At 67.3% G+C, this 23,633-nt stretch carries 24 protein-coding genes; 18 read left to right on the top strand and 6 right to left on the bottom strand.

The features are described 5' to 3' along the window. The first annotated feature begins 23 nt into the window (after nt 1-23). The 3 genes from RYM47_RS16650 (at nt 24) to RYM47_RS16640 (ending at nt 3,692) form a co-directional block, all read left to right on the top strand. Nucleotides 24-479, top strand: a complete 456-nt coding sequence (locus RYM47_RS16650; RefSeq protein ID WP_315389324.1) for a BLUF domain-containing protein — start codon at nt 24-26, stop codon at nt 477-479. A gap of 235 nt (nt 480-714) precedes the next feature. Beyond that, a complete protein-coding gene (locus RYM47_RS16645) occupies nt 715-2,022 on the top strand; it encodes a nucleotide sugar dehydrogenase (protein ID WP_315389323.1) in 1,308 nt (435 codons plus the stop codon). A 47-nt stretch (nt 2,023-2,069) separates the two neighbouring features. Further along, entirely contained in the window at nt 2,070-3,692 is a 1,623-nt protein-coding gene (locus RYM47_RS16640) for an FMN-binding glutamate synthase family protein (protein WP_315389321.1), read from the top strand. A gap of 45 nt (nt 3,693-3,737) precedes the next feature. On the opposite strand, the gene RYM47_RS16635 is transcribed toward RYM47_RS16640, so the two are convergent. Together RYM47_RS16635 and RYM47_RS16630 are read right to left on the bottom strand one after the other, a co-directional pair. Continuing rightward, the gene (locus RYM47_RS16635; RefSeq protein ID WP_315389320.1) at nt 3,738-4,979 is read right to left on the bottom strand and encodes a TIGR03862 family flavoprotein; all 1,242 of its coding nucleotides are present in this window, start codon (nt 4,977-4,979) and stop codon (nt 3,738-3,740) included. Nucleotides 4,980-4,984: 5 nt separating this feature from the next. Further along, on the bottom strand, nt 4,985-5,425 hold the full coding sequence (locus RYM47_RS16630) for an FKBP-type peptidyl-prolyl cis-trans isomerase (RefSeq protein ID WP_315389318.1): 441 nt from the start codon (nt 5,423-5,425) through the stop codon (nt 4,985-4,987). Nucleotides 5,426-5,488: 63 nt separating this feature from the next. Here RYM47_RS16630 and RYM47_RS16625 point away from each other — a divergent pair, with 63 nt between their 5' ends. The 4 genes from RYM47_RS16625 (at nt 5,489) to RYM47_RS16610 (ending at nt 8,313) form a co-directional block, all read left to right on the top strand. Then, nucleotides 5,489-5,854 carry a DUF6164 family protein gene (locus tag RYM47_RS16625; RefSeq protein WP_315389316.1) on the top strand — a complete coding sequence of 122 codons (366 nt, stop codon included), beginning with the start codon at nt 5,489-5,491 and terminating at the stop codon, nt 5,852-5,854. 45 nt (nt 5,855-5,899) lie between these two features. Further along, the gene (locus RYM47_RS16620; protein ID WP_315389314.1) at nt 5,900-6,646 is read left to right on the top strand and encodes a sulfurtransferase; all 747 of its coding nucleotides are present in this window, start codon (nt 5,900-5,902) and stop codon (nt 6,644-6,646) included. A 90-nt stretch (nt 6,647-6,736) separates the two neighbouring features. Then, nucleotides 6,737-7,726, top strand: a complete 990-nt coding sequence (locus RYM47_RS16615; RefSeq protein ID WP_315389312.1) for an LLM class flavin-dependent oxidoreductase — start codon at nt 6,737-6,739, stop codon at nt 7,724-7,726. Between the two features lie 86 nt (nt 7,727-7,812). Then, nucleotides 7,813-8,313: a pyridoxamine 5'-phosphate oxidase family protein gene (locus tag RYM47_RS16610; protein ID WP_315389310.1), complete on the top strand. Its 501-nt coding sequence runs from the start codon at nt 7,813-7,815 to the stop codon at nt 8,311-8,313. Nucleotides 8,314-8,357: 44 nt separating this feature from the next. On the opposite strand, the gene RYM47_RS16605 is transcribed toward RYM47_RS16610, so the two are convergent. Both RYM47_RS16605 and RYM47_RS16600 read right to left on the bottom strand, forming a co-directional pair. Then, nucleotides 8,358-9,017, bottom strand: coding sequence for an exopolysaccharide biosynthesis protein (locus tag RYM47_RS16605; RefSeq protein WP_315389308.1), 660 nt, complete (start codon nt 9,015-9,017; stop codon nt 8,358-8,360). After that, nucleotides 9,001-10,314 carry a hemolysin family protein gene (locus tag RYM47_RS16600; RefSeq protein ID WP_315389306.1) on the bottom strand — a complete coding sequence of 438 codons (1,314 nt, stop codon included), beginning with the start codon at nt 10,312-10,314 and terminating at the stop codon, nt 9,001-9,003. The genes RYM47_RS16605 and RYM47_RS16600 overlap by 17 nt, the downstream gene beginning before the upstream one ends. A gap of 281 nt (nt 10,315-10,595) precedes the next feature. On the opposite strand from RYM47_RS16600, the gene RYM47_RS16595 reads away from it, so the two are divergent. After that, nucleotides 10,596-11,222, top strand: coding sequence for a DUF47 family protein (locus RYM47_RS16595; RefSeq protein ID WP_070207259.1), 627 nt, complete (start codon nt 10,596-10,598; stop codon nt 11,220-11,222). A gap of 13 nt (nt 11,223-11,235) precedes the next feature. After that, entirely contained in the window at nt 11,236-12,357 is a 1,122-nt protein-coding gene (locus tag RYM47_RS16590) for an inorganic phosphate transporter (protein WP_315389304.1), read from the top strand. Between the two features lie 806 nt (nt 12,358-13,163). On the opposite strand, the gene parE is transcribed toward RYM47_RS16590, so the two are convergent. Beyond that, the gene (parE, locus tag RYM47_RS16585; RefSeq protein ID WP_315389302.1) at nt 13,164-15,053 is read right to left on the bottom strand and encodes a DNA topoisomerase IV subunit B; all 1,890 of its coding nucleotides are present in this window, start codon (nt 15,051-15,053) and stop codon (nt 13,164-13,166) included. A 139-nt stretch (nt 15,054-15,192) separates the two neighbouring features. On the opposite strand from parE, the gene RYM47_RS16580 reads away from it, so the two are divergent. From RYM47_RS16580 to truD, 7 genes are all read left to right on the top strand, one after another. Beyond that, the gene (locus RYM47_RS16580) at nt 15,193-15,435 is read left to right on the top strand and encodes a hypothetical protein (protein ID WP_102945792.1); all 243 of its coding nucleotides are present in this window, start codon (nt 15,193-15,195) and stop codon (nt 15,433-15,435) included. 335 nt (nt 15,436-15,770) lie between these two features. Then, nucleotides 15,771-17,420: a CTP synthase gene (locus RYM47_RS16575; RefSeq protein WP_315389301.1), complete on the top strand. Its 1,650-nt coding sequence runs from the start codon at nt 15,771-15,773 to the stop codon at nt 17,418-17,420. 69 nt (nt 17,421-17,489) lie between these two features. Beyond that, nucleotides 17,490-18,776 (top strand): phosphopyruvate hydratase, encoded by a 1,287-nt coding sequence (eno, locus tag RYM47_RS16570; RefSeq protein WP_315389299.1) that lies wholly within the window; start codon nt 17,490-17,492, stop codon nt 18,774-18,776. 5 nt (nt 18,777-18,781) lie between these two features. Next, on the top strand, nt 18,782-19,132 hold the full coding sequence (gene ftsB, locus RYM47_RS16565) for a cell division protein FtsB (RefSeq protein WP_315389297.1): 351 nt from the start codon (nt 18,782-18,784) through the stop codon (nt 19,130-19,132). Then, complete coding sequence (ispD, locus tag RYM47_RS16560) at nt 19,129-19,827, top strand: 2-C-methyl-D-erythritol 4-phosphate cytidylyltransferase (protein WP_315389345.1); 699 nt, start codon at nt 19,129-19,131, stop codon at nt 19,825-19,827. The genes ftsB and ispD overlap by 4 nt, the downstream gene beginning before the upstream one ends. Nucleotides 19,828-19,865: 38 nt before the next feature. Continuing rightward, the gene (gene ispF, locus RYM47_RS16555; protein WP_315389295.1) at nt 19,866-20,360 is read left to right on the top strand and encodes a 2-C-methyl-D-erythritol 2,4-cyclodiphosphate synthase; all 495 of its coding nucleotides are present in this window, start codon (nt 19,866-19,868) and stop codon (nt 20,358-20,360) included. Then, nucleotides 20,357-21,400 (top strand): tRNA pseudouridine(13) synthase TruD, encoded by a 1,044-nt coding sequence (gene truD, locus RYM47_RS16550; protein ID WP_315389293.1) that lies wholly within the window; start codon nt 20,357-20,359, stop codon nt 21,398-21,400. Before ispF ends, truD begins: the two co-directional genes overlap by 4 nt. A gap of 40 nt (nt 21,401-21,440) precedes the next feature. On the opposite strand, the gene RYM47_RS16545 is transcribed toward truD, so the two are convergent. Then, nucleotides 21,441-21,980: a Smr/MutS family protein gene (locus tag RYM47_RS16545; protein WP_102945786.1), complete on the bottom strand. Its 540-nt coding sequence runs from the start codon at nt 21,978-21,980 to the stop codon at nt 21,441-21,443. 187 nt (nt 21,981-22,167) lie between these two features. Here RYM47_RS16545 and surE point away from each other — a divergent pair, with 187 nt between their 5' ends. After that, a complete protein-coding gene (gene surE / locus RYM47_RS16540; RefSeq protein ID WP_070207270.1) occupies nt 22,168-22,947 on the top strand; it encodes a 5'/3'-nucleotidase SurE in 780 nt (259 codons plus the stop codon). Then, the gene (locus RYM47_RS16535; RefSeq protein WP_315389291.1) at nt 22,944-23,621 is read left to right on the top strand and encodes a protein-L-isoaspartate(D-aspartate) O-methyltransferase; all 678 of its coding nucleotides are present in this window, start codon (nt 22,944-22,946) and stop codon (nt 23,619-23,621) included. Before surE ends, RYM47_RS16535 begins: the two co-directional genes overlap by 4 nt. Nucleotides 23,622-23,633: the final 12 nt, after the last annotated feature.

Below are 23,633 nucleotides of genomic sequence, written 5' to 3'. Positions count from 1 at the left end.
CTCGACTACACCGGGGGGTGCATATGGCATTGCACGCGTTCGCCTACGTCAGCGAAGCGGTCGAAGGAATCGACGGGTCGGACATCGACCGCATACTCGCCGCCGCGTCGAGCTTCAACAAGGTTACCGGTGTCACGGGCGTCCTGATGTTCGACGGCCAGCGTTTCCTGCAATACGTAGAGGGACCGGACGATGGCGTGGCCTCGGTGGAGCAGCGCGTGCTCAACGCCCGCAGCCACCTGCGCATCCGCGAGCTGGCGCGTGGCGAAGTGGCCACCCGGCATTTTCCGCGCTGGACCATGGCCTCTTCCCGGATCGACCCGGACGTGATGAGCGCGATCGTGGACGCCGAGTGGCCGGGATTCAGCGCGGCGCCGCCGGTCGATGGCCAGCGCCGTGTGGGTTTCGCGCGCCTGCTCGAGCTGTGGACCGGCGTTTCCGGCGAGCTGGAGCCTGCCGCGGTGACCCTCGGTTCGTGATTGCGTGCCGGCCGTAACAGAAAGATCACAGTGCAACGCCTACGATGTGTCTACCAGCTGTGACCGGTCCGGGGTATGCCCCCGGGGTTGTCTGAAAGGGTAGTAACCGCAGCTGGACCACTTTGTTGGCCGTCGTCCGTACTCTCCGCGGGCGGCGGCTTTGTTCTTTGTAGGCCTGCCCGCGACACGTTAGGCTTGTCGCACCTGCATCCTGCATCCTGCGTCCTGGCCACGAATGATCGAATCAAACCTGCGGTTCCCGCACGCCGCCAGCGCCGCCGCGCAGGCGCGCATCTGCGTCATCGGGCTGGGGTACGTGGGGCTGCCGCTGACGGTGGCATTCGGCGCACTGCAGCCGACCCTGGGCTATGACATCGACGCGGCACGGGTCGCCGAGCTGCAGCAGGGGCGTGACCATACCCTGGAACTGGAACCGCAGGAGCTGGCGGCCGCCGTGCAGGCACGCTACAGCGCCGATCCGGCCGACCTGGCCGGCTGCAACGTCTACATCGTTACGGTGCCGACCCCGATCGATGCGCACGAGCAGCCTGACCTCGGCCCGCTGCGCTCCGCCAGCACCCTGATTGCCGGCGTGCTCAAGCCCGGCGACCTGGTGATCTACGAATCCACCGTGTATCCGGGCACCACCGAAGAAGTGTGCGTGCCACTGTTGGAAGCCGGCTCCGGCCTGCGCTTCAACCAGGACTTCCACTGCGGCTACAGCCCGGAACGGATCAACCCCGGCGACCGCGAGCGACGTCTCGCCGACATCCGCAAGATCACCTCCGGCTCCACCGCCGAAGTGGCCGCGGTGGTCGACGCGCTGTACGCACGCATCATCCACGCCGGTACCTGGCCGGCGCCGTCGATCCGCGTGGCCGAAGCGGCCAAGGTGATCGAGAACATCCAGCGCGACGTCAACATCGCGCTGGTCAACGAACTGGCGCTGATCTTCGACCGGCTTGGTATCGACACCCAGGACGTGCTCGATGCCGCCGGCAGCAAGTGGAACTTCCTGCCGTTCCGGCCGGGCCTGGTCGGTGGGCACTGCATCGGCGTGGATCCGTATTACCTGCTGCACAAGTCCGAGAGCGTGGGCTACCACCCCGACCTCATCCACACTGCGCGCCAGGTCAACAACCGGGTCGGCGCGCACGTGGCGCAGCGCGTGCTGGAGCTGCTGCAGGGGCGGGGCCACGGGTTGGCGCAGGCGCGCGTGCTGGTGCTGGGTGTGACCTTCAAGGAGAACTGCCCGGACCTGCGCAACAGCCGCGCGCTGGAGCTCGCCCAGGCACTACAGGACGCCGGCGCACAGGTGCAGGTGCAGGACCCGTGGGTGGGGCCGGCCACGCTGCAGGGCAGTGGACTGCACTGGGTGGACACGCCAGACCCGCAGGGCTACGACGCGGTGGTGCTGGCCGTGGCGCACGACCGCTTCCGCAGCATGGACCGCGCCGCGATCCAGTCGCTGCTGCGCCCGGGCGGGGTGGTGTACGACGTGAAGTCGGTCTGGCCGCGCGACCTCGTCGACGACCGGCTGTAGACCGGAACGGTTGTAGACTCCGCCGCATGTGTTGATTGAGGAACGCCATGCACCGGTATCTGGTCTACGTGCTCGCCATCCTGTTGTTCCCGCTCTGCGTCTGGCTGGCCACGCTCTGGCCGGCCTGGTACTGGGGCGTGGGGATCACGGCGGCCATGGCCGCGATAGGCACCTGGGACCTGTTCCAGAAGCGCAGCACGCTGCGGCGCAACTATCCGGTGCTGGCGCACTTCCGCTACGGGCTGGAATCGATCGGGCCGGAGATCCGCCAGTACTTCGTGCAGAGCGACCTGGAAGACGTACCGTTCTCGCGCCAGCAGCGCGCTCTGATCTACCAGCGCTCCAAGAACGAAATGGACGTCGTACCCTTCGGCACGCTGCGCAGCACCTATGCGGTGGACTACGAGTGGATCAATCACTCGCTGGCGCCCACCGAAGTGGCCGATCACGACTTCCGCGTGCTGATCGGGCCGAACTGCGCCAAGCCGTACTCGGCCAGCGTGTTCAACATCTCTGCGATGAGCTTCGGCTCGCTGTCGGCCAATGCGATCCGCGCACTCAACGAAGGCGCGCGGCGCGGCGGGTTCTACCACGACACCGGCGAAGGCTCGATCTCGCCGTACCACCGCGAAATGGGCGGTGACCTGGTCTGGGAGATCGGCTCGGGCTACTTCGGCTGTCGCGACGAACACGGTGGTTTCAGCGAAGAGCGCTTCGTGGCCAATGCCAACACCGATCAGGTGCGCATGATCGAGATCAAGCTGTCGCAGGGTGCCAAGCCCGGCCATGGCGGGGTGCTGCCGGCGGCCAAGGTGAGTGCCGAGATTTCGGTCACGCGCGGCGTGCCGATGGGGGTGGACTGCGTGTCGCCGTCGAAGCATTCGGCGTTCAACACGCCGGTGGAGCTGCTGCAGTTCGTGGCGCGGCTGCGCGAGCTGTCCGGCGGCAAACCGGTCGGCTTCAAGCTGGCGATCGGGCATCCGTGGGAATGGTTCGGCATTGCCAAGGCGATGCAGGAAACCGGGCTGCTGCCGGACTTCATCGTTGTCGACGGGGCCGAAGGGGGGACCGGCGCGGCGCCGGCCGAGTTCATCGACCACGTTGGCGTGCCGATGCACGAGGCGCTGCTGCTGGTGCACAACACGCTGGTCGGGCTGGACCTGCGCGACCGCATCCGGGTCGGCGCGGCCGGCAAGGTCAGCAGTGCGTTCGAGATCGCCCGCACCATCGCGCTGGGCGCGGACTGGTGCAATGCCGGCCGTGGTTTCATGTTCGCGCTCGGCTGCATCCAGTCGCTGAGCTGCCACAGCGACCGCTGCCCGACCGGTATCGCCACCCAGAACCCGAACCGCTGGCGGCACCTGGATGCGGCCGACAAGGCCACCCGCGTGCACAACTACCACGAGAACACCCTGCGCGCGCTGCGCGACCTGCTCTGTGCGGCCGGCCTGCAGCACCCGGCCGAGCTGGGTCCGGAGCACATCGTGCGCCGCGTCTCGCCGGTGGAGATCCGCTCGCTCGCGTCGCTGTACCGCTATCTCACCCCCGGCGAACTGCTGCGTCGCGTGCCTGACCACGCCGTGTTCCACGACTTCTGGTCCGACGCCCGCAGCGATTCGTTCGAGCCGCCTGCGCGCATCAGGGCCCTGCGCAACAGCAAATCGCGGTAGTGCCGGGCTCTGCCCGGCATGCCGGAGGCCGGGCAGAGCCCGGCTCTACGCCAAAAACTCCACCACTCCGCGCCCAGCCCGCAACCCACTGGCAAAGCACGCCGTCAACAGGTACCCGCCGGTCGGCGCCTCCCAGTCCAGCATCTCGCCCGCACAGAACGTGCCGGGCAACGCGCGCAGCATCAACTGCGCATCCATCGCCTCCAGCCGCACCCCACCGGCGGTGCTGATCACCTCGGCGATCGGGCGCGGCCGCAGCAGCGACAGCGGCAAGCGCTTCAGCGCGGTGGCCACGGCGTCGGCAGGGAGATCGCCGGCGTGCTTGCCCAGCACTTCAAACAGCAGCGCCGATTTCACCCCGCCCAGCCCCAGCTGGCGCCGCAGGTGCTCGCCGAAACTGCGGCCCTGGCGCGGCTTGCGCAGCTTGTCCAGCACCTGCGCTTCGCTCTGCCCGGGCAGCAGGTCCAGCTGCACCACGACCTCGCCATCGCGCGCCAGCGTGTCGCGCAGGTCGGCCGCCATGGCGTACACCAGGCTGCCTTCGATCCCGTCGGCGCTGATCACGCACTCGCCCTGCTGCGAACGCGGCTGGCCATCCAGCGCGGTCCAGTAGGCCACCACCGGCTTGAGCGGCGCACCGGCCTGGCGTTCGCGGAAGTAGGGCGTCCAGTCGATGTCGAACCCGCAGTTGGCCGGCTTGATTGGCGCAATCTCCACGCCGCGCGCGGCCAGCGGGGCCACCCACGCCGCATCCGAACCGAGTTCGGGCCAGCTGCCGCCGCCCATCGCGAGCACCACGGCATCGGCCTGCACCCGCGTCATGCCCTCGGGCGCATCAAACAGCAGCACGCCGTCGTCGCCCCAGCCGATCCAGCGGTGCTGCACATGGAAGCGGACCCCGGACTCCTTCAGGCGCCGCACCCAGCCGCGCAGCAGCGGTGCCGCCTTGCGGTCCATCGGGAACACCCGACCGGAGCTGCCGACGTAGGTTTCAATGCCAAAGCCCAACGCCCACTCACGCAGCGCCACGCCGTCGAAATCGGCCAGCCAGGCGCCGACCTCGGCACTGCGTTCGCGGTAACGCGCCACGAAGACGTCCAGCGGGTCGGAGTGGGTCAGGTTCAGTCCGCCCTTGCCGGCGATCAGGAACTTGCGCCCGGGCGAGCCCTTGGCCTCGTACACGTCCACGGCATGGCCGGCGGCGCGCACGGTTTCGGCCGCCATCAACCCGGCCGGGCCGCCACCGATGATGGCCACGCGTCGCATGGCGGGTACGGCCTCGTCCATGCCGGTCAGCGCGGCTTGACGTCGAGCAGCTCCACGTCGAACACCAGCGAGGCGTTCGGCGGGATCGGACCGGCGCCGGACGCGCCGTAGCCGTATTCTGCTGGAATCATCAGGGTGCGCTTGCCGCCGACCTTCATGCCGGCGAATCCTTCATCCCAGCCCTTGATGACCTGGCCCTTGCCCAGCCCGAAGCTGAACGGCTCGCCGCGATCGACCGAGCTGTCGAACTTCTCGCCGTGCTTGTCGGCCGCTTTCTCGTCGTACACCCACCCGGTGTAATGGACCACGATGGTGCTGCCAGGGATGGCCTCGGCGCCGGTGCCCGGCTGGGTGTCGATCTTCTCGAAGGCGGCGATGCTGCCTCCCGGCGGCGGGCCGGGCGGGGTGCATGCGGCCAGCAAGGACAGCAGCGCGGGAACCAGCAGGAATTTCGGCAGACGACGCATGGGCGGCACCGGTTGAAAAGGGGGACGCAAGGGTAGCGCATCGCCGGGCGGTATCATGGGCGGATGTCGAAACTCCTGCTCAACCTGCGCAACGTCGCAGACGATGAAATCCAGGACGTGACCGCCCTGCTGGACCAGGCGGGCATCGCCCATTACCGGACCGAACCCAGCCCCTGGGGGATCTCGTTTGGCGGCATCTGGGTCCGTGACGACGCCGACCAGCCGCGCGCCAAAGCGCTCATGGCCGAGTACCAGCAGGCGCGCAGCGTGCGGGTGCGGGCCGAGCGCCAGGCCGCGCTGGCCGACGGCAGCGCCGAAACCTTCGCCACGCTGCTGCGGCGCCGCCCGCTGTTCGTGGTCGCAGTGCTGGCCGGCATGCTGGTGGCCGCGGCACTGGTGCTGCTGCCGTTCGTGCTGCTGCGCGGCTGAACGCCCGGTTGGGCGGTGCAGGTGGGCGCCGGTTAAAATGGCCGGATGATCGCCAATACCGCCGCCTACCACTTCACCCCCATTGCCGACCCGGACGCGCTGTGCGCCACGCTGCTGGAGCGTGCCGAGGCCGCCGAGCTAAGGGGCACGGTGCTGGTGGCGGGCGAGGGCATCAACCTGTTCCTGGCTGGCAGCGAACCGGGCATCGACGGTTTCTACGCCGCATTGCACGCGGATCCGCGCTTCGCCGGGATGCGCGTGAAGACCAGTTACAGCCAGATGCAGCCGTTCGCCCGGCTCAAGGCCAAGGTCAAGCCGGAGATCATCAGCTTCCGCATCGACGACGGCCAGCCGCTGGCCTACCCGCGCGCGCCTTCGGTGGACCCGGCGACGGTGCAGCGCTGGCTGCGCCAGGGCCACGATGACGCCGGCAAGCCGGTGGTCATGCTCGACACCCGCAACACCCAGGAGATCGAGTTCGGCACCTTCCAGGACGCACTGGTGCTGCCGATCACCAAGTTCACCAACCTGCCCGAGGCCCTGGCCCCACATCGCGAGGCGCTGCGCGACAGCACCGTGGTGAGTTTCTGCACCGGTGGCATCCGCTGTGAAAAGGCCGCCCTCTGGATGCGCAACGACGGCATGGACAACGTGCTGCAGCTCGAAGGCGGCATCCTTGGCTATTTCGAGGCGGTCGGCGGCGAAGGCTATGACGGCCGCTGCTTCGTCTTCGACGAACGCGTGGCGCTGGACCCGGCCCTGAACCCCATGGTCGATCTCGCCCCGGAATGACTGGCGCGGGAATCAGCATCCCGCCAACGCCCATGGAATCGGCCGGTGAGCGCCCCATCTCAAGTGCATAACCTTGAATGGAACGCGACCATGCAATTGTCGATTCTCGATCTGGCCCCGGTCTGCGAAGGCGGCGACACCACCGGCGCCTTCGCCAACATGCTGGACCTGGCCCAGCACGCCGAAGGCTGGGGCTACCACCGCTACTGGCTGGCGGAACACCACAACATGCCGGGCATCGCCAGCGCTGCCACCGCGGTGCTGATCGGGCACGTGGCCGGTGGCACCCAGCGGATCCGGGTCGGTGCCGGCGGCATCATGCTGCCCAACCATTCCCCGCTGCAGGTGGCCGAGCAGTTCGGCACGCTGGCCTCGCTGTACCCGGACCGGATCGACCTTGGCCTGGGCCGCGCACCGGGTACCGACCAGCCGACCGCACGCGCGCTGCGTCGTTACTTCGACAGCGCCGACCAGTTCCCGCAGGACGTGCGCGAGCTGCTGCACTACTTCGAACCGGCCCAGCCCGGGCAGGCGGTGCGCGCGGTGCCGGGCGCCGGCATTCCGGTGCCGGTGTGGCTGCTGGGCTCGAGCCTGTTCAGCGCGCGCCTGGCCGCGGCGATGGGCCTGCCCTTCGCCTTCGCTTCGCACTTCGCCCCGGACGCAATGGATGAGGCCCTGGCGGTGTACCGTCGCGAGTTCCGTCCTTCGCAGTACCTGACCGCGCCCTACGCGGTGCTGGGCCTGAACGTGGTCGCCGCCGAATCGGAGGCGGAAGCCAAGCGTCTGTTCACCACGCAGCAGCAGAGCTTCGTCAACCTGCGGCGCGGCAAGCCTGGCCTGATCCCGCCGCCGATCGACGACATCGAGGCGTTCTGGCAGCCGCACGAGAAGCTGGGCGTGCAGAACGCGCTGGCCTGCGCGGTGGTTGGCGACCTGCGCCAGGTCAGCGAAGGCATGGCCGCGTTCGCTGCGCGCCACAAGCCGGACGAACTGCTGCTCACCGCGAACATCTACGACCACGGCGCGCGCAAGCGTTCGTTTGGTCTTGCAATGCAAGCGTGGCAGTCGGCCACGAGGTGATCCGCGAAGGCGGCGTGACCGATCGGTTCACGTCGCCATTCCGGCGTTTCCGTTGAGATGAAGCTCCCTATTGCAGGAGCTTCACCATGGCCGACCATGATCGCCAGCAGCACATCAAACAACTGGCCGAACTGATCCGCGGCGTGGACATCGCGATGTTCACCACCACCGGCGTCGACGGCCGCCTCTACAGCCGCCCGCTGGGCACCCAGGAAGTCGAATTCGATGGCGACCTGTGGTTCGCGACCGCCGCCGACAGCCCCAAGGTCGCCGAGATCGCACTCAATCCGCGCGTCAACGTGGCGTACGCTTCGCAGTCGAAGAACACCTATGTATCGGTCGCGGGGATCGCGCGCGTGGTCGACGACCGCGCCAAGGTCGAGGAACTGTGGTCGCCGCCGATGAAGCTGTTCTTCCCCGGCGGGAAAGACGATCCGAACCTGCGCCTGATCCACGTCAGCGCCGAGTCGGCCGAATACTGGGACGGCCCGGGCACGCTGCTGGGCAAGGCGCTGAGTTTCGTGTTGTCGGCGGTGACCGATGAGCCGGGCGCGCTGTCGGACAACGGCGTGGTGGACCTGCGGTAAAGCGTGTGTCCTGGTAGCGCCAGCCAACGGCCGGCGCTACCGGGTCAGAACCACTTCTGGAACAACTCGGTCAGGTACTGCACAAGCTGCCCCGAGCTGAAGCTGAAGAACAGCACTGCCGCGATCGCGCCGATCCAGTTGATCAGCATCAGCGTCCCATCCCGTTCCAGCAATGCCAGCGAGAACAGCAGCAGCTGGAACCCGAACAGGTAGTTGGTGAACGGGATCGGCAACGACAGCAGCACGCCGGTCAGGATCAGCAGCAGGCCGGTGAATGCATGCGCCGGCAACGGCACCAGGAACCACGAACGCCGCGGCTTCAGCATGCGGTCCAGCCGCCGCAAAGGCCCGTCGATCCGGGCCAGGAACTTGTGCATGGTGCCGCGGCGCGGCCCGCGGTTGGCGATGAAGCGCGGCAGCCAGGGGCGTCGCATCCCGCACAGCATCTGCGCCCCGATCAGCAGCACCAGCGGTCCGCTGACCGCGCCACCAATGCCCGGAATCGGGATGAACGAAGGCAGGATCGCCACGAACAGGAACACCCCGAACGCACTCTGCTGTAGACCCTGCAGGATCTGTCCCAGCCGCAGGCGCTCGTCCGGGTCGCCGTGGTCGAACATCGCCAGCAGCGTGCGGATGCCCTCGTTCTGGTACTCGGCCCGGCTCTGGTCCGGCCCCGACGGCGGATCAGCCGGTGAGTTCATCGCTCTCCTCTTCGGCCAGTGCGCGCATCAGCAGCTTGTCCACGCGCGCGCCGTCCAGGTCGACGATCTCGATACGCCAGCCGGCCCAGTCGAAGTACTCGCCTGCATGCGGAATGCGGCCGAAGTAGTGGATGCACATGCCGGCCAGCGTGTAATAGTCGCCGTCCTCGGCATCGGGCAGTTCGGCATTGCCCATCAGTTCGCGCAGGTCTTCGATCGACAGCGAACCGTCGACCAGCAGCGAGCCGTCTTCGCGGGTCACCACCAGCGCATCTTCGTCGACGTTCTCCACCGACTGCATGCGGCCGACCACCGCGCCCATCAGGTCGCTGATGGTGACCAGGCCCTGGATCTCGCCGTATTCGTCCACCACCAGCGCCATCGACTGCTGCTCTTCGCGGAAGATCTCCAGCAGCTTCATCGCGTGGGTGGATTCGGAGACGTACAGCGGCTCGCGCAGCTGCTGGAACAGCGATTCTTCGCGGCGAGCGAGGCGGGTGACCAGGCTCTTCACCTCGAGCACGCCGACGATGTCCTGGTCGCTGCCGCGGTACACCGGGTAGCGTGAAAATTCGTGCTCGCGCATGGCCGTCAGGTTCTTCTCGGCGTCGGCCTGGGTGTCCAGCCAGGCGATCCGGTTGCGCGGGGTCATCAGGCTGTCGGCGGTGCGGTCACCGAGGCGCATCACCCGGTTCATCATGTCGCGCTCATGCGCGTCGATCACGCCTGCCTCGTGGCTTTCAGCCACCAGCATGCGGATCTCTTCTTCGGTCACGGTGGCCGCTTCGTCGTTACCCAGTCCGATCAGGCGCAGCACCAGACGGGTAGTCTTCGACAGCAGCCAGACGAACGGGAAGGCCAGTTTGGCCAGCCAGCTCATCGGCAGGGCGACCAGCCCGGCGATGTCTTCCGAACGGGTCAGGGCCAATCGCTTGGGGACCAGTTCGCCGAAGATCAGCGTGACGAAGGTGATCAGGGTGACCGCCAGGCCCTTGCCGACCAGTTCGGCATGGCCGAAACCGGGCATCAGGCCCTTGATCCAGCCGGCGATGGCCTCGCCGATGGCGTCACCGCCGAGCAGGCCGGTCAGCACGCCGATCACGGTGATGCCGATCTGGACGGTGGAGAGGAAGCTTTCGGGCTTCTCGGACAGCTCCAGGGCCTTGGCGGCGCGCTTGGAGGAGCCGGCCATCTGCTTGAGGCGGCTCTTGCGCGAGGTCATGACCGACATCTCGGACATGGCGAAGAACCCGTTGAGCAGGATCAGGGCGAAAACAAGCAGGATCAGTTCAAACACGGGCGTCGTCCCCGGTTGGTGGCAGGGAGGGCGTGTTCAAGCGGCGGCGGCTACCGGGCCAGGACAGGCCTGGCGGGCGCGGCGGGGGGTAAGGGTCGTCGTCCATAGAGTGCACCCGAAGGTGCCGGGGCATCTTAACAAAAGCCGGGGGGAGGGGTGCAAACAGGGTCGTTCAGGCAGGCCGGAGACGGCGTGAAGACGACGGGAGTACCCAGTTTGGACATCAAACCGTCATAATTCCGCCCGGTGCCGTCCTTCCTCGACGGCGAATAGGTTTCTCAATGTTCTCTCTGCAGACCATTTTCGGCTCCGGCAAACAGTTCTACACCCTGCTGGACGAGGCTGCCCAGGCCGCCCACGACAGCGCCAAGGCGCTGCATTCGATGCTGCGCGAAGCGGACCGCCAGCCGGCGCTGGACGCGTTCAAGCTGGCCCGCCTGCGCGAGCGCGCGGCGTCGGACAAGATCAGCCAGGCGCTGGTGGACAGCTTCATGACCCCGATCGAGCGCGAGGACATCGAAGCGCTGGGTTCGGCGCTGTACAAGATCCCCAAGCAGGTAGAGAAGTTCGCCGACCGCTATTCGCTGGCGACCAAGCACCTGGAGCACATCGATTTCGCGCCGCGCGCGGCGATGCTGGAACAGGCGGCGAGCGTGGTGGTGGAAATGGTCAGCGACCTGCGCCACATGAACCTGGACCGGATGACCGCGCTCAACGAGAAGCTGCGTGCGCTGGAGAACGAGGCGGACCGGCTGATGCTGGAGCTGTACCGCGACATCTATTCCGGTCGCCTGGACAACCTGCAGATGTTCCTGCTCAAGGAATTCTTCGAGATCCTGGAAAAGGCCATCGACCGCTGCCGCGAGGCGGGCGTGGTGGCGTACCAGATCGTGCTGAAGAACAGCTGACGGACGCCACAGCATGCTGACCCTCGTTCTGGTGGTGATCCTGGCCGCGCTCGTTTTCGAGTTCATCAACGGCTTCCACGACACCGCCAACTCCATCGCCACCGTGGTGGCGACCAAGGTGCTCTCGCCCGGCTGGGCTGTGATGCTTGCCGCCTTCATGAACCTGATCGGTGCGCTGACCGGCACCGCGGTGGCGTTGACCATCGCCTCGGGCCTGCTCAACACCAACGTCATCGACGTGACCCCGCAGGTGATCCTGTGCGCGCTGCTCGGCGGGATCATCTGGAACCTGATCACGTGGTGGAAGGGCCTTCCGTCGTCGTCGTCGCATGCGCTGATCGGCGGTCTGTGTGGTGCCGGCCTGGCGGCGGCCAACAACAACTGGGATGCGTTGATCTGGTCGGAGCGGATCGGCACGTGGGCGCAGAACAAGGGCCTGCTGTGGAAGGTGTTCCTGCCGATGATCACCTCGCCGATCGCGGGCTTCCTGCTCGGTATCGTGGTGATGCTGCTGCTGTGGGCGATCATCGCGGGCATGGCCAAGGCCGGCGGCTGGCTGGGCCGGATGGCGCGTCCGCGCATCGTCAATGCGTTCTTCGGCAAGGCACAGATCGTGTCGGCGGCCTACATGGGTTTCGCGCACGGCCACAATGACGCGCAGAAGACCATGGGCATCATCGCGATGACCCTGATCGGCGCGGAGGCGACCGGTGCGCTGAACGACCTGCCGTCCTGGCTGGCCTTCATGCACCCCAACGCGCAGGCTGGCGACGGCATCGCGATGTGGATCGTGCTTACCTGTGCGGTGGTGATGGCGGCCGGTACCGCCTCGGGCGGCTGGAAGATCATCAAGACCCTGGGCCACAAGATGGTCAAGCTGCACCCGATCCACGGCTTCGCCGCGGAGACCAGCTCGGCCACCATCCTGACCCTGGCCGCCCACTTCGGCATGCCGGTCTCGACCACGCACAGCATCTCCACCGCGATCATGGGCGTGGGCTACGCCAAGAACCCGCGCTCGCTGCGCCTGGGCGTGATCGAGCGCATCGTCTGGGCCTGGATTCTCACCATTCCGGCCGCCGGCGGCTGCGCCTACCTGATCCTCAAGCTGTTCGAACTGTTCGGCTGGGTGTGATGGGTCTCGTTTGAACTGCAGAAAACCCGGCTCCGGCCGGGTTTTTTTGTGTTCGACGTCGTGGTGCAGGCCGCCGGCCGGCTAAACGGATTGCATGAGATCCCGTAGAGCCGGGCTCTGCCCGGCTCGCTGTTGGATTCAGGCGAACAGCCGAGGTCTGCGGGCCTTCCCTGGCTTGGGCCGTCGGGGGTGGGTTGGTGGGGGACGCCGTAAACCCATCCATGGGGGCTAAGTCGCGGCATCCATGCCGCTCATTCCCCCACCAACCCACCCCCGACGACCCTTCGATAGTGGGTTGCAGGCCATGGGAAAAGCGGTGTGCCGACCGTTGGTCGACACGAATGCGTGGGCTGCTGGTCTGCGGTGGACACGCATGGCGTGTCTATACGCGCGGGCGCGACGTACGTTGCCGCCGGTAGGGTCGGTTCCCAAACGACCGCCGTGAAATCTCCAGCGTCCGGTGACGCATGGAAATGATCCGTACCGCACAGCCGACCAACGGCCGGCACCCGCGTTTCCCGTGGCCACCGACGCACTATCGGAGGGCCGTCGGGGGTAGGTTTGCGGGGGAATGAGCGGCATGGATGCCGCGACTTAGCCTCCATGGACGGATTCACGGCGTCCCCCGCGGACCTGCCCCCGACGGCCCTGACCAGGCGAACTTCGCAGGCGTTGGCTGTCCGCCTGAATCCAACAGCAGCCGGGCAGAGCCCGGCCCTACGGATCGCGTGCAACCCAGAATGCGGCCGATGGCAGGCAATCACGCACCCAACAAAAAACCCGCCGAAGCGGGTTTTTCGCATTCCTCAGACTTCCAAAGAAGCCAGGTCGCCCTTGTTCTCCAACCACTGCTTGCGATCACCGGCGCGCTTCTTGGCCAGCAACATGTCCATCAGCGCGCTGGTCTGCTCGCCGTCGTCGATGGTCAGCTGCACCAGGCGGCGCGTATCCGGGTGGATCGTCGACTCGCGCAGCTGCATCGGATTCATTTCGCCCAGGCCCTTGAAGCGGGTCACATTGACCTGGCCCTTGATCTTCTCACGCTCGATCTTGTCCAGCAGTGAACGCTTTTCTTCCTCGTCCAGCGCGTAGAACACCTGCTTGCCCACGTCCACGCGGAACAGCGGCGGCATCGCCACGAACACGTGGCCGGCATCGACCAGCGCCGGGAAGTGCTTGAGGAACAGCGCGGTGAGCAGGGTAGCGATGTGCAGGCCGTCGGAGTCCGCGTCGGCCAGGATGATGACCTTGCCATAGCGCAGGCCGGCAATGTCGTCCTTGCCCGGGTCGCAGCCGATGGCCACGGCCAGGTTGTGCACTTCTTCCGACGCCAGCACGCTGTTGGAGGACACTTCCCAGGTGTTGAGGATCTTGCCGCGCAGCGGCAGGATCGCCTGGAAGTCCTTGTCGCGAGCCTGCTTGGCGCTGCCGCCTGCCGAGTCACCCTCCACCAGGAACAGCTCGGTGCGCGACAGGTCCTGGCTGATGCAGTCGGCCAGCTTGCCGGGCAGGGCCGGGCCCTGGGTGACCTTCTTGCGGACGACCAGCTTTTCGGTCTTCAGGCGCGCACTGGCGCGTTCGATGGCGATCTGGGCGATCTTCTCGCCCAGTTCCACGTTCTGGTTCAGCAGCAGGCTGAAGGCATCGTGGGCGGCGCCTTCGATGAAGCCTGCAGCCTGGCGCGAGGACAGGCGTTCCTTGGTCTGACCGCTGAACTGCGGGTCGGTCATCTTCAGCGACAGCACGAACGACACGCGGTCCCACACGTCTTCCGGGGCCAGCTTGACGCCACGCGGCAGCAGGTTGCGGAAGTCGCAGAACTCGCGCAGCGCCTCGGTCAGGCCGGTACGCAGGCCGTTGACGTGGGTGCCGTGCTGGGCAGTGGGAATCAGGTTGACGTAGCTTTCCTGCACCAGCTCGCCTTCCGGCAGCCAGGCCACCGCCCAGTCCACCACCTCGGTGTCCTTCTTCAGCGAGCCCACGAACAGGTGCGCCGGCAGCATCTCGCGCTCGCCCAGCTCCGCCTTCAGGTAATCGCTCAGGCCGTCCTCGAAATACCAGGTGTCCTGCTCGTCGGTGGCCTCGTCGCGCAGCTTCACGGTCAGGCCCGGGCACAGCACCGCCTTGGCGCGCAGCAGGTGGCGCAGCGCCCGCAGGTTGTACTTGGGCGTGTCGAAGTACTTCGGGTCGGCCCAGAAGCGCACCCGGGTACCGGTGTTCTTCTTGCCGACGCTGCCCACCACTTCCAGCGGCGTGGCGCGGTCGCCATTGCGGAAGGTGATGCGGTGCTCGCTGCCCTCGCGCTTGATGTGCACTTCCACCAGCGTCGACAGCGCATTGACCACGCTCACGCCCACGCCGTGCAGGCCGCCGGAGAAGGTGTAGTTCTTGTTGCTGAATTTGCCGCCCGCATGCAGCCGGGTCAGGATGAGCTCCACACCGGGAATCTTCTCTTCCGGGTGGATGTCCACCGGCATGCCGCGGCCGTCATCGCTGACCTCGCAGCTGCCGTCCCTGTACAGGGTGACCTCGACCGTCCGGGCGTGCCCAGCCAGGGCCTCGTCCACGGCGTTGTCGATCACTTCCTGCGCCAGATGGTTCGGGCGGGCGGTGTCGGTGTACATGCCAGGGCGGCGCTTGACCGGGTCCAGGCCAGACAGGACTTCAATATCGGCGGCGTTATAACGGGTGTTCATCGGTCTTCAGAAAGCGCAAAGCGACGGCGAAGTTTGCGGTCTGGGCAGCTTTTTTGCACGCCACACGTTCAGGGCCCGGCCGAACTGCCCGCGATAGAATGGCCACGTACCACCCCAGCCATAGCGAGGAGACCTCCCCATGAAGAAGTTCCTGACCATCGTCGCCATTGCCGCCGCCGTCGTGGCCGTGCCGCTGGCCATGGCCCAGAACGCCGGACAGGGCCAGTCCACCGCGCAGCAGGGCGACCAGGCCGAGGCCAAGGCCCAGTCCGAAGCCGACGCCAAGGCCAAGCGCCGCGCCGCTGCCACCGCCGAGATGAAGGCCAAGGGCCAGCAGGCGCCGCAGCAGGAAGAGGAAGAAGAGGCCAAGAAGAAGCGCTGAACCCGCTTCACGGCCCCCCCGACGCCCCGGCTTGCCGGGGCGTCTTCGTTCCTGCCCCTTGGGCTTGGGCGCTTCAATCTGTAAACTATGGCTTTCCGGGAGCAGTACGTGTCATCCATCAGCGAATGGACGGGTCCGGTCGTGCGCGACCGCCCGCAGGGCAGGCAACAGGTGACGGTCCCCTCGGCGACCGGCACGGCCCTCCCGACCTCGCAGGATGCCCCGGCGCGTGAACCATCCGCCGCCGCCCCGATCTCCTCCGATTTCCCTTTCACGTCGTCCGTCGCCCCCCGCGCCGGCGTCGTTTCCCCCTTCCTGACAGGACACCTCCAGCCATGACTCCCTTGATCTTCGTAACCGGCGGCGTGGTTTCCTCGCTTGGCAAAGGCATTGCCGCCGCCTCGCTGGCGTCCATCCTCGAAGCCCGTGGCCTGAAGGTCACGATGATGAAGCTCGACCCGTACATCAACGTCGACCCCGGCACCATGAGCCCGTTCCAGCACGGCGAGGTCTACGTGACCGACGACGGCGCCGAAACCGACCTCGACCTGGGCCACTACGAGCGTTTCGTGCGCACGCGCCTGAGCCGCAAGAACTCGGTCACCACCGGCCGCATCTACGAGAACGTGATCCGCAAGGAGCGCCGCGGCGACTACCTGGGCGCGACCGTGCAGGTCATTCCGCACATCACCGATGAAATCCGCCGTTGCATCGACGAAGCCACCGAAGGCTACGACGTGGCGCTGGTCGAGATCGGCGGTACCGTCGGCGACATCGAGTCGCTGCCGTTCCTGGAGGCGATCCGCCAGGTGCGCACCGAGCGTGGCCCGGAGAAGGCGCTGTTCATGCACCTCACCCTGGTGCCGTACATCGGCGCCGCCGGTGAGCTGAAGACCAAGCCGACCCAGCACTCGGTGAAGGAACTGCGCTCGATCGGCATCCAGCCGGACGTGCTGCTGTGCCGCTCCGAGCAGGCTGTACCGGATTCGGAGCGCCGCAAGATCGCCCAGTTCACCAACGTTTCCGAGCGCGCGGTGATCAGCGTGCCGGACGTGGACGTGCTGTACCGCATTCCGTCGGGCCTGCACGCGCAGGGCCTGGACGAAATCGTGGTCAACCAGCTGAAGCTGGCCGACAAGGCGGGCCCGGTCGACCTGTCGATGTGGGAGGACGCGGTCGACGCGACCCTGCATCCGCTGGACGAAGTGACCATCGCCGTGGTCGGCAAGTACGTCGATCACCAGGACGCCTACAAGTCGGTCGGCGAAGCGCTCAAGCATGGCGGCCTGCGCCAGCGCACCAAGGTCAACCTGAAGTGGCTGGAAGCACAGGACCTGGAAGGCACCGACATGGGTGCACTGGCCGATGTCGACGGCATCCTGGTGCCGGGTGGCTTCGGTGACCGTGGTTTCGAAGGCAAGGTGCTGACCTCGAAGTTCGCCCGCGAGCAGCACGTGCCGTACTTCGGCATCTGCTACGGCATGCAGGCGGCGGTGGTGGACTACGCCCGCAACGTGGTCGGCCTGGAAGGCGCCAACAGCACCGAGAACGACCGCCAGTCGCCGAACCCGGTGATCGGCCTGATCACCGAATGGCGCACCGCCACCGGCGATGTCGAAAAGCGCGACGACAAGAGCGACCTGGGTGGCACCATGCGCCTGGGCCTGCAGGAGCAGCGCCTGAAGCCGGGCACGCTGGCCCGCGAGCTGTACGGCAAGGACGTGGTTTCCGAGCGCCATCGCCACCGCTACGAGTTCAACAACCGCTACCGCACCCAGCTGGAAGATGCCGGCCTGGTGATCGCCGGCAAGTCGATGGACGACACCCTGGTCGAAGTGGTCGAGCTGCCGCGCGACCAGCATCCGTGGTTCCTCGCCTGCCAGGCGCACCCGGAATTCCTGTCCACCCCGCGCGACGGCCACCCGCTGTTCATCGGCTTCATCAGCGCGGCACGCCAGCGAAAAGCAAGCCGAACTGCTGCATAATCCCGAAGCATGTTTCACGCGCCGCCAGAGGGCGGCGTGTTCCCCTTACCGACTGGAAATTGGCCCGCCATGACCGCGATCCGCAGCATCCACGCCCGTGAAATCCTCGACAGCCGTGGCAACCCCACGCTGGAAGCCGAAGTCACCCTGGAGGACGGCTCGTTCGGCCGCGCCGCCGTACCGTCGGGTGCATCCACCGGCACCAAGGAAGCGGTCGAGCTGCGCGATGGCGACAAGACCCGCTACCTGGGCAAGGGCGTGCGCAACGCGGTCAACAACGTCAACACCACCATTGCCTCGGCGCTGAAGGGCTTCGACGCAGCCGACCAGGAAGGCCTGGACCGCCGCCTGATCGACCTGGACGGCACCGAGAACAAGGGCCGCCTTGGCGCCAACGCGCTGCTCGGTGTTTCGATGGCCAACGCCCACGCCGTGGCTGCGTCGAACAAGCAGGCGCTGTGGCAGTACCTGGCCCAGGGCCGCGACGTGACCCTGCCGGTGCCGATGATGAACATCATCAACGGCGGCGCGCATGCCGACAACAATGTCGACTTCCAGGAGTTCATGGTGCTGCCGGTCGGCTTCACCTCGTTCTCCGAAGCGCTGCGCGCCGGTACCGAGATCTTCCATTCGCTGAAGTCGGTGCTGAAGGGCCACGGCCTGAGCACGGCGGTTGGCGACGAAGGCGGCTTCGCACCGGACTTCCGCAGCAACGTCGAAGCGCTGGACACCATCCTTGAAGCAATCGGCAAGGCCGGCTACACCGCCGGTGAAGACGTGCTGCTGGGCTTGGACGTGGCCTCCAGCGAATTCTTCGAGAATGGCAAGTACAACCTGGTCGGCGAGAACAAGCGCCTGACCTCCGAGCAGTTCGTCGACTTCCTCGCCGACTGGGCCGCGCAGTACCCGATCATCACGATTGAGGACGGCCTGGCCGAGAACGACTGGGCCGGCTGGAAGCTGCTGACCGACCGCATCGGCAAGAAGGTGCAGCTGGTCGGTGACGACCTGTTCGTGACCAACCCGAAGATCTTCCAGGAAGGCATCGACTCGGGCACCGCCAACGCGATCCTGATCAAGGTCAACCAGATCGGCACCCTGAGCGAAACCCTGGAAGCGATTGCCATGGCTGACCGCGCCGGTTATGCCGCGGTGGTCTCGCACCGTTCGGGCGAAACCGAAGACACCACCATCGCCGACATCGCAGTGGCCACCACCGCCACCCAGATCAAGACCGGCTCGCTGTGCCGCAGCGATCGCGTGGCCAAGTACAACCAGCTGCTGCGCATCGAGGAAGCCCTCGGTGCCGGCGCGCGTTACGCCGGGCGTGACGCGTTCGTTTCGCTGAAGCGCTGACCCGCATGCGCAACTGGCGCTGGCTGCTGCTGGTGCTCGCGGTACTGCTGGCATGGCTGCAGTACCGCTTCTGGTTCGGCCCGGGCAATTCGGGAGAAGTGATGACGCTCGAAGCCCAGGTCGAAGCCCAGAAGCGCGACAACGAAGGCCTGCAGCAGCGCAATGACGCGCTCGCTGCCGAGGTCAAGGACCTCAAGGAAGGCGAGGCCGCCATCGAGGAACGCGCGCGCAGCGAGCTGGGCATGATCAAGCCCGGCGAAACGTTCTACCGCGTGGTCGAAAACGCGCCGGTGGCCGCACCGCGCGCACTCACCCAGGTGGCCGACCCGAACGCGCCCCATCAGGAAGTGCCCTGATGGGCAGTGTCTGGGCCGTCGTCCCGGCCGCTGGCCGTGGCACCCGTTTCGGTGGGCCGGTGCCCAAGCAGTACCTGGTCGCCGGCGACCGGGTGCTGCTTGCACACACCCTGGAAGCGCTGCTCTCGCACCCGGTCGTGGCCGGGGTGATGGTGGTGATCGCCGAAAATGACGCCGACTGGCCGGGCTGGCAGTCGCTGGCCGACAAGCCGATCCTGACCTGCACCGGTGGTGCGACCCGCGCCGAATCGGTGCTGGCCGGGCTGCACGCGCTGCCCGACAGCGTGCGTGCCGACGATTTCGTGCTGGTCCACGACGCCGCGCGGCCCAATCTGGCTGCCGCCGACCTGGGCCGCCTGCTCGAAGTGGGGCGCAACGATCCGGTCGGAGCGATCCTCGCCGCGCCGGTGCGCGACACCCTCAAGCGCGCCGGCGACGACGGCGGCATCGACGCTACCGAGCCCCGCGCGCGCCTGTGGCGCGCGCTGACCCCGCAGCTGTTCCGTCGTCACCAGCTGGCACGGGCACTGCAGGACGCATCTGCGGCCGGCGTGGAAGTGACCGACGAGGCCATGGCGATGGAGCGTCAGGGGCTGCGTCCGTTGCTGGTCGAGGGCAACGAAGACAACTTCAAGGTCACCACCCCGGCCGATCTGTCCCGATTCGAATTCGAGCTGTGGCGCCGCGGGGCCTGAGTCCGCCGCGCGTCGCCCATTACCGCAGGTTTTTTGCCATGAACACCCCGTTTCCGCCCGTCCGTATCGGCCAGGGTTATGACGTCCACGCCTTCGGCGAGGGCGACCACATCATGCTCGGCGGTATCCGCGTCGACCACAGCTGCGGCGTGCTCGCCCACAGCGACGGCGACGTGATCCTGCATGCGCTGTGCGATGCCATGCTCGGCGCGCTGTCGCTGGGCGACATCGGCCAGCACTTCCCGCCGTCGGACATGCGCTGGAAGGACGCCGACAGCAGCCGCTTCCTGGAGCATTGCAACAGCCTGCTGCGCGACCGCGGCTGGCAGGTCGGCAACACCGACATCACCGTGATCTGCGAGCGCCCCAAGGTCGGGCCGCATGCGCTGGCGATGCGCGAGCGCATTGCCGGAATACTTGGAATCGCGCTCGATGCCGTGAGCGTCAAGGCCACTACCTCGGAGAAGCTTGGCTTCACCGGGCGCGGCGAAGGCATCGCCGCCCAGGCCGTCGTGCTGCTGGTGGCGCTGTGATTCCGCTGCCGCTGGCGTTCGGCGCGCCGTTGCTGCGCGCCGACATCCGCACCACGCCCGAGGATTTCCAGGTCGACGAACTGCCCGCGTTCGAGCCGAGCGGGGAGGGCGAGCACCTGTTGTTGACCATTCGCAAGCGCGGCGCCAACACCGTGCACGTGGCCAAACTGCTGGCGAAGTGGGCAGGCTTGCCGGAGATGGGGGTCAGCTTTGCCGGGATGAAGGACCGCCATGCGGTCACCACCCAACGCTTCAGCGTGCACCTGCCCAAGCGCGTCGCGCCGGACATCGCGGCGCTGGCCTCGGATGAGGTGGAGGTACTCGATTCCACCTGGCACAACCGCAAGCTGCAGCGCGGCGCGCTGGCCGGCAACCGGTTCCGGCTGGTGCTGCGCAACGTGCAGGGCGATGCGAAGGCGATCGACGAGCGCCTGTCGCTGATCGCCGCGCGCGGCCTGCCGAACTGGTTCGGCGAGCAGCGCTTCGGTCGCGACGGCGGCAACGTGCCGGCCGCGCTGGCGATGTTCGGTGGGCGCCGGATGCGTCCGGACCAGCGTTCATTGCTGTTGTCGGCCGCGCGTTCGGCGCTGTTCAACCAGGTGTTGGCCGAGCGCGTTGCGCAGGGCAACTGGGACACCCCGCTGGACGGCGAGGTGTGGATGCTGGACGGCAGCCGCAGCGTGTTCGGGCCCGAGCCGTGGACCGACCTGCTCGCCGACCGCCTGGGCCGGTTCGACATCCACCCCAGCGGCCCGTTGTGGGGCGAAGGCGAGCTGCGCAGCAGCGGCGCCGCCGCCGCGCTGGAGCTGGGGGCGATCAGCGATGAACAGTCGCTGCAGCTGCGTGCGGGGTTGGAAGGCGCACGATTGAAGCAGGAACGGCGCGCGCTGCGGCTGCGGCCGGCGAACCTGCAGCAGCGGTGGCTGGAAGCGGATGTGCTGGAGCTGACCTTTGCCTTGCCGCCGGGGTGCTATGCGACGGCGGTGTTGCATGAGCTCGGGCCGGTGAATGATGTTGCCGGGGTGTCGGCTTCGGAATGACCGCGCAGCCACGCAGGGCGTGGCTCTACCGCATCGCGATTCACCGGTTCGCCAACAACACCAACACCGCGCCGGTGCCGCCTTGCCCGGCCGGCGCGGAATGGAACGCCAGCACGTCATTACGCTGGCGCAGCAACCGGTCCACCAGGTTCTTCAGCACCGGCGCACCGCCGTCGGACTGCAACCCCTTGCCGTGGATGATGCGCACGCAGCCATGCTCGTGCGCGTGCGCCTCCAGCAGGAATTGGCGCAGCAGGGTCTCGGCCTGGGCCACGGTGGCGCCGTGCAGGTCCAGCTCGTCCTGCACTGAATACTGGCCACGCTTGAGCCGCTGGAACATCCGCGCCGGCAGGTTGTCGCGCCGGTAGCTGGCGGTGTCGCCGGCCTCCAGCGGGCTGCTGTCGCGCAGCAGCCGGGCGAACTCTCCGCGTGCCGCGTCTTCGTCCTGTTCGGCCATCCGCGCGCGCGGCTTCGGCCGGGGCGTGGCCGGCGGCGCGGCGACCGGTTTGCGCAGCGGCGTGACCTCGCCGATGGCCGCGCGGAACAGCGCCGCCGGATCTTCGTCTTCAGGATGTGACATGCGTACAGCCTAATGCCCTGAATCGGCCCTGCCTACCTCCCGGCGGGGTAGGCCGATCTGCCCGCTTGCGGCACAATAGCTGACGCACTTGCGCGGTCGGTGATCCCGGAACGGGTGAAGGCCGGCCCTGCCAACGCTGGAAAGTGATGGAAATGAAGTCTTGAACAATCAAGCGGTTAAAACCCCGATGCGGATCCTGGTCAGCAACGACGATGGCGTCGACGCGCCGGGCATCCGGATGCTCGCCACGGTCCTGCGCGAGGCGGGCCACGACGTGATGGTGGTCGCCCCCGACCGCGACCGTTCCGGTGCCAGCAATTCGCTGACCCTGGACCTGCCGGTGCGGGTCAAGCGGATCGACCACTACACCTGCTCGGTGGCCGGTACCCCGACCGACTGCGTGCACCTGGCCCTGACCGGCATGCTCGAGTACGACCCGGACATCGTGGTGTCGGGTATCAACAACGCGGCCAACCTGGGCGATGACGTCATCTATTCCGGCACCGTCTCGGCGGCGATGGAAGGGCGTTTCCTCGGCCTGCCGGCAGTGGCGATGTCGCTGGTCTCGCACAACCACGACCCGCGCAATTTCGAGACCGCCGCGCGCGCCGCCGTGGAAATCGTGACGCGTCTCAAGGCGGACCCGCTGCCGGCCGACACCATCCTCAACGTCAACGTGCCCGACCTGCCGTGGGCGGAGGTGCGTGGCTTCGAAGTCACCCGCCTGGGCAACCGCCACCGTGCCGAAGGCTGCATTGCCCAGCGCGATCCGCGCGGCAATGAGGTGTTCTGGATCGGCCCGGCAGGGCGCGAACAGGATTCCGGCCCGGGCACCGACTTCCACGCGGTGCGCAACGGCTACATCTCGATCACTCCGATCCAGGTGGACCTGACCCGCTACCAGGCGCTGGAAAAGGTCGCCAGCTGGGTCGGCGGCCTGACCGCCGCGCTGGACCGTCCGGCATGAGCCAGCGCCTGCGCCTGCAACCCGAAGCGGTCGGGATCGGCATGACCTCGCAGCGCGTGCGCGACCGCCTGGTCGAACGCCTGCGCGAAAGCGGCATCGCCGACGAAGCCACCCTCAACGCGATCCGGGTGGTGCCGCGCCACCTGTTCATCGACGAGGCGCTGGCCTCGCGCGCCTACGAAGACACCGCCCTGCCGATCGGCCACGGCCAGACCATCTCGCAGCCGTGGGTGGTGGCGCGGATGACCGAAGCCGTACTGCAGTCGGCTCCCAAGCGCGTGCTGGAAGTGGGCACCGGTTCGGGTTACCAGGCAGCCGTACTCGGCGCGCTGGGCCTGGAGGTGTACACCGTCGAGCGCATCGGCGACCTGCTGCGCCAGGCGCGCAAGCGCTTCCGCGCGCTGGGCATGAACATCCGCAGCAAGCATGACGACGGCCGCGTCGGCTGGGCCGAACATGGCCCGTTCGATGCCATCGTGGTCACCGCCGCCGCACCTGCATTGGTCGACGCACTGATCGAGCAGCTGGCCGTGGGCGGGCGCCTGGTCGCGCCGGTAGGCGGGCCCGGGGCGCAGTCGCTGATCCAGCTGACCCGTCGCGAAGACGGCAGCGTCGAACAACAGGTACTGGCGCCGGTCACGTTCGTGCCGCTGCTGTCTGGCATGCTGGACTGATTCCAAGGAGCG

Origin of the sequence: uncultured Stenotrophomonas sp. (assembly GCF_963519125.1) — a bacterium.
GTDB lineage: Bacteria > Pseudomonadota > Gammaproteobacteria > Xanthomonadales > Xanthomonadaceae > Stenotrophomonas.
Note: the sequence above shows the minus strand (reverse complement) of the source record. Positions and strands in the feature narration are given on the sequence as shown.

What these genes read in the sequence shown, in the direction of transcription:
- RYM47_RS16650 (WP_315389324.1), top strand. Translation starts at nt 24, where the DNA reads ATGGCATTGCACGCGTTCGCCTACGTCAGCGAAGCGGTCGAAGGAATC.
- RYM47_RS16645 (WP_315389323.1), top strand. Translation starts at nt 715, where the DNA reads ATGATCGAATCAAACCTGCGGTTCCCGCACGCCGCCAGCGCCGCCGCG.
- RYM47_RS16640 (WP_315389321.1), top strand. Translation starts at nt 2,070, where the DNA reads ATGCACCGGTATCTGGTCTACGTGCTCGCCATCCTGTTGTTCCCGCTC.
- RYM47_RS16635 (WP_315389320.1), bottom strand. Translation starts at nt 4,979, where the DNA reads ATGGACGAGGCCGTACCCGCCATGCGACGCGTGGCCATCATCGGTGGC.
- RYM47_RS16630 (WP_315389318.1), bottom strand. Translation starts at nt 5,425, where the DNA reads ATGCGTCGTCTGCCGAAATTCCTGCTGGTTCCCGCGCTGCTGTCCTTG.
- RYM47_RS16625 (WP_315389316.1), top strand. Translation starts at nt 5,489, where the DNA reads ATGTCGAAACTCCTGCTCAACCTGCGCAACGTCGCAGACGATGAAATC.
- RYM47_RS16620 (WP_315389314.1), top strand. Translation starts at nt 5,900, where the DNA reads ATGATCGCCAATACCGCCGCCTACCACTTCACCCCCATTGCCGACCCG.
- RYM47_RS16615 (WP_315389312.1), top strand. Translation starts at nt 6,737, where the DNA reads ATGCAATTGTCGATTCTCGATCTGGCCCCGGTCTGCGAAGGCGGCGAC.
- RYM47_RS16610 (WP_315389310.1), top strand. Translation starts at nt 7,813, where the DNA reads ATGGCCGACCATGATCGCCAGCAGCACATCAAACAACTGGCCGAACTG.
- RYM47_RS16605 (WP_315389308.1), bottom strand. Translation starts at nt 9,017, where the DNA reads ATGAACTCACCGGCTGATCCGCCGTCGGGGCCGGACCAGAGCCGGGCC.
- RYM47_RS16595 (WP_070207259.1), top strand. Translation starts at nt 10,596, where the DNA reads ATGTTCTCTCTGCAGACCATTTTCGGCTCCGGCAAACAGTTCTACACC.
- RYM47_RS16590 (WP_315389304.1), top strand. Translation starts at nt 11,236, where the DNA reads ATGCTGACCCTCGTTCTGGTGGTGATCCTGGCCGCGCTCGTTTTCGAG.
- parE (WP_315389302.1), bottom strand. Translation starts at nt 15,053, where the DNA reads ATGAACACCCGTTATAACGCCGCCGATATTGAAGTCCTGTCTGGCCTG.
- RYM47_RS16580 (WP_102945792.1), top strand. Translation starts at nt 15,193, where the DNA reads ATGAAGAAGTTCCTGACCATCGTCGCCATTGCCGCCGCCGTCGTGGCC.
- RYM47_RS16575 (WP_315389301.1), top strand. Translation starts at nt 15,771, where the DNA reads ATGACTCCCTTGATCTTCGTAACCGGCGGCGTGGTTTCCTCGCTTGGC.
- eno (WP_315389299.1), top strand. Translation starts at nt 17,490, where the DNA reads ATGACCGCGATCCGCAGCATCCACGCCCGTGAAATCCTCGACAGCCGT.
- ftsB (WP_315389297.1), top strand. Translation starts at nt 18,782, where the DNA reads ATGCGCAACTGGCGCTGGCTGCTGCTGGTGCTCGCGGTACTGCTGGCA.
- ispF (WP_315389295.1), top strand. Translation starts at nt 19,866, where the DNA reads ATGAACACCCCGTTTCCGCCCGTCCGTATCGGCCAGGGTTATGACGTC.
- RYM47_RS16545 (WP_102945786.1), bottom strand. Translation starts at nt 21,980, where the DNA reads ATGTCACATCCTGAAGACGAAGATCCGGCGGCGCTGTTCCGCGCGGCC.
- surE (WP_070207270.1), top strand. Translation starts at nt 22,168, where the DNA reads ATGCGGATCCTGGTCAGCAACGACGATGGCGTCGACGCGCCGGGCATC.
- RYM47_RS16535 (WP_315389291.1), top strand. Translation starts at nt 22,944, where the DNA reads ATGAGCCAGCGCCTGCGCCTGCAACCCGAAGCGGTCGGGATCGGCATG.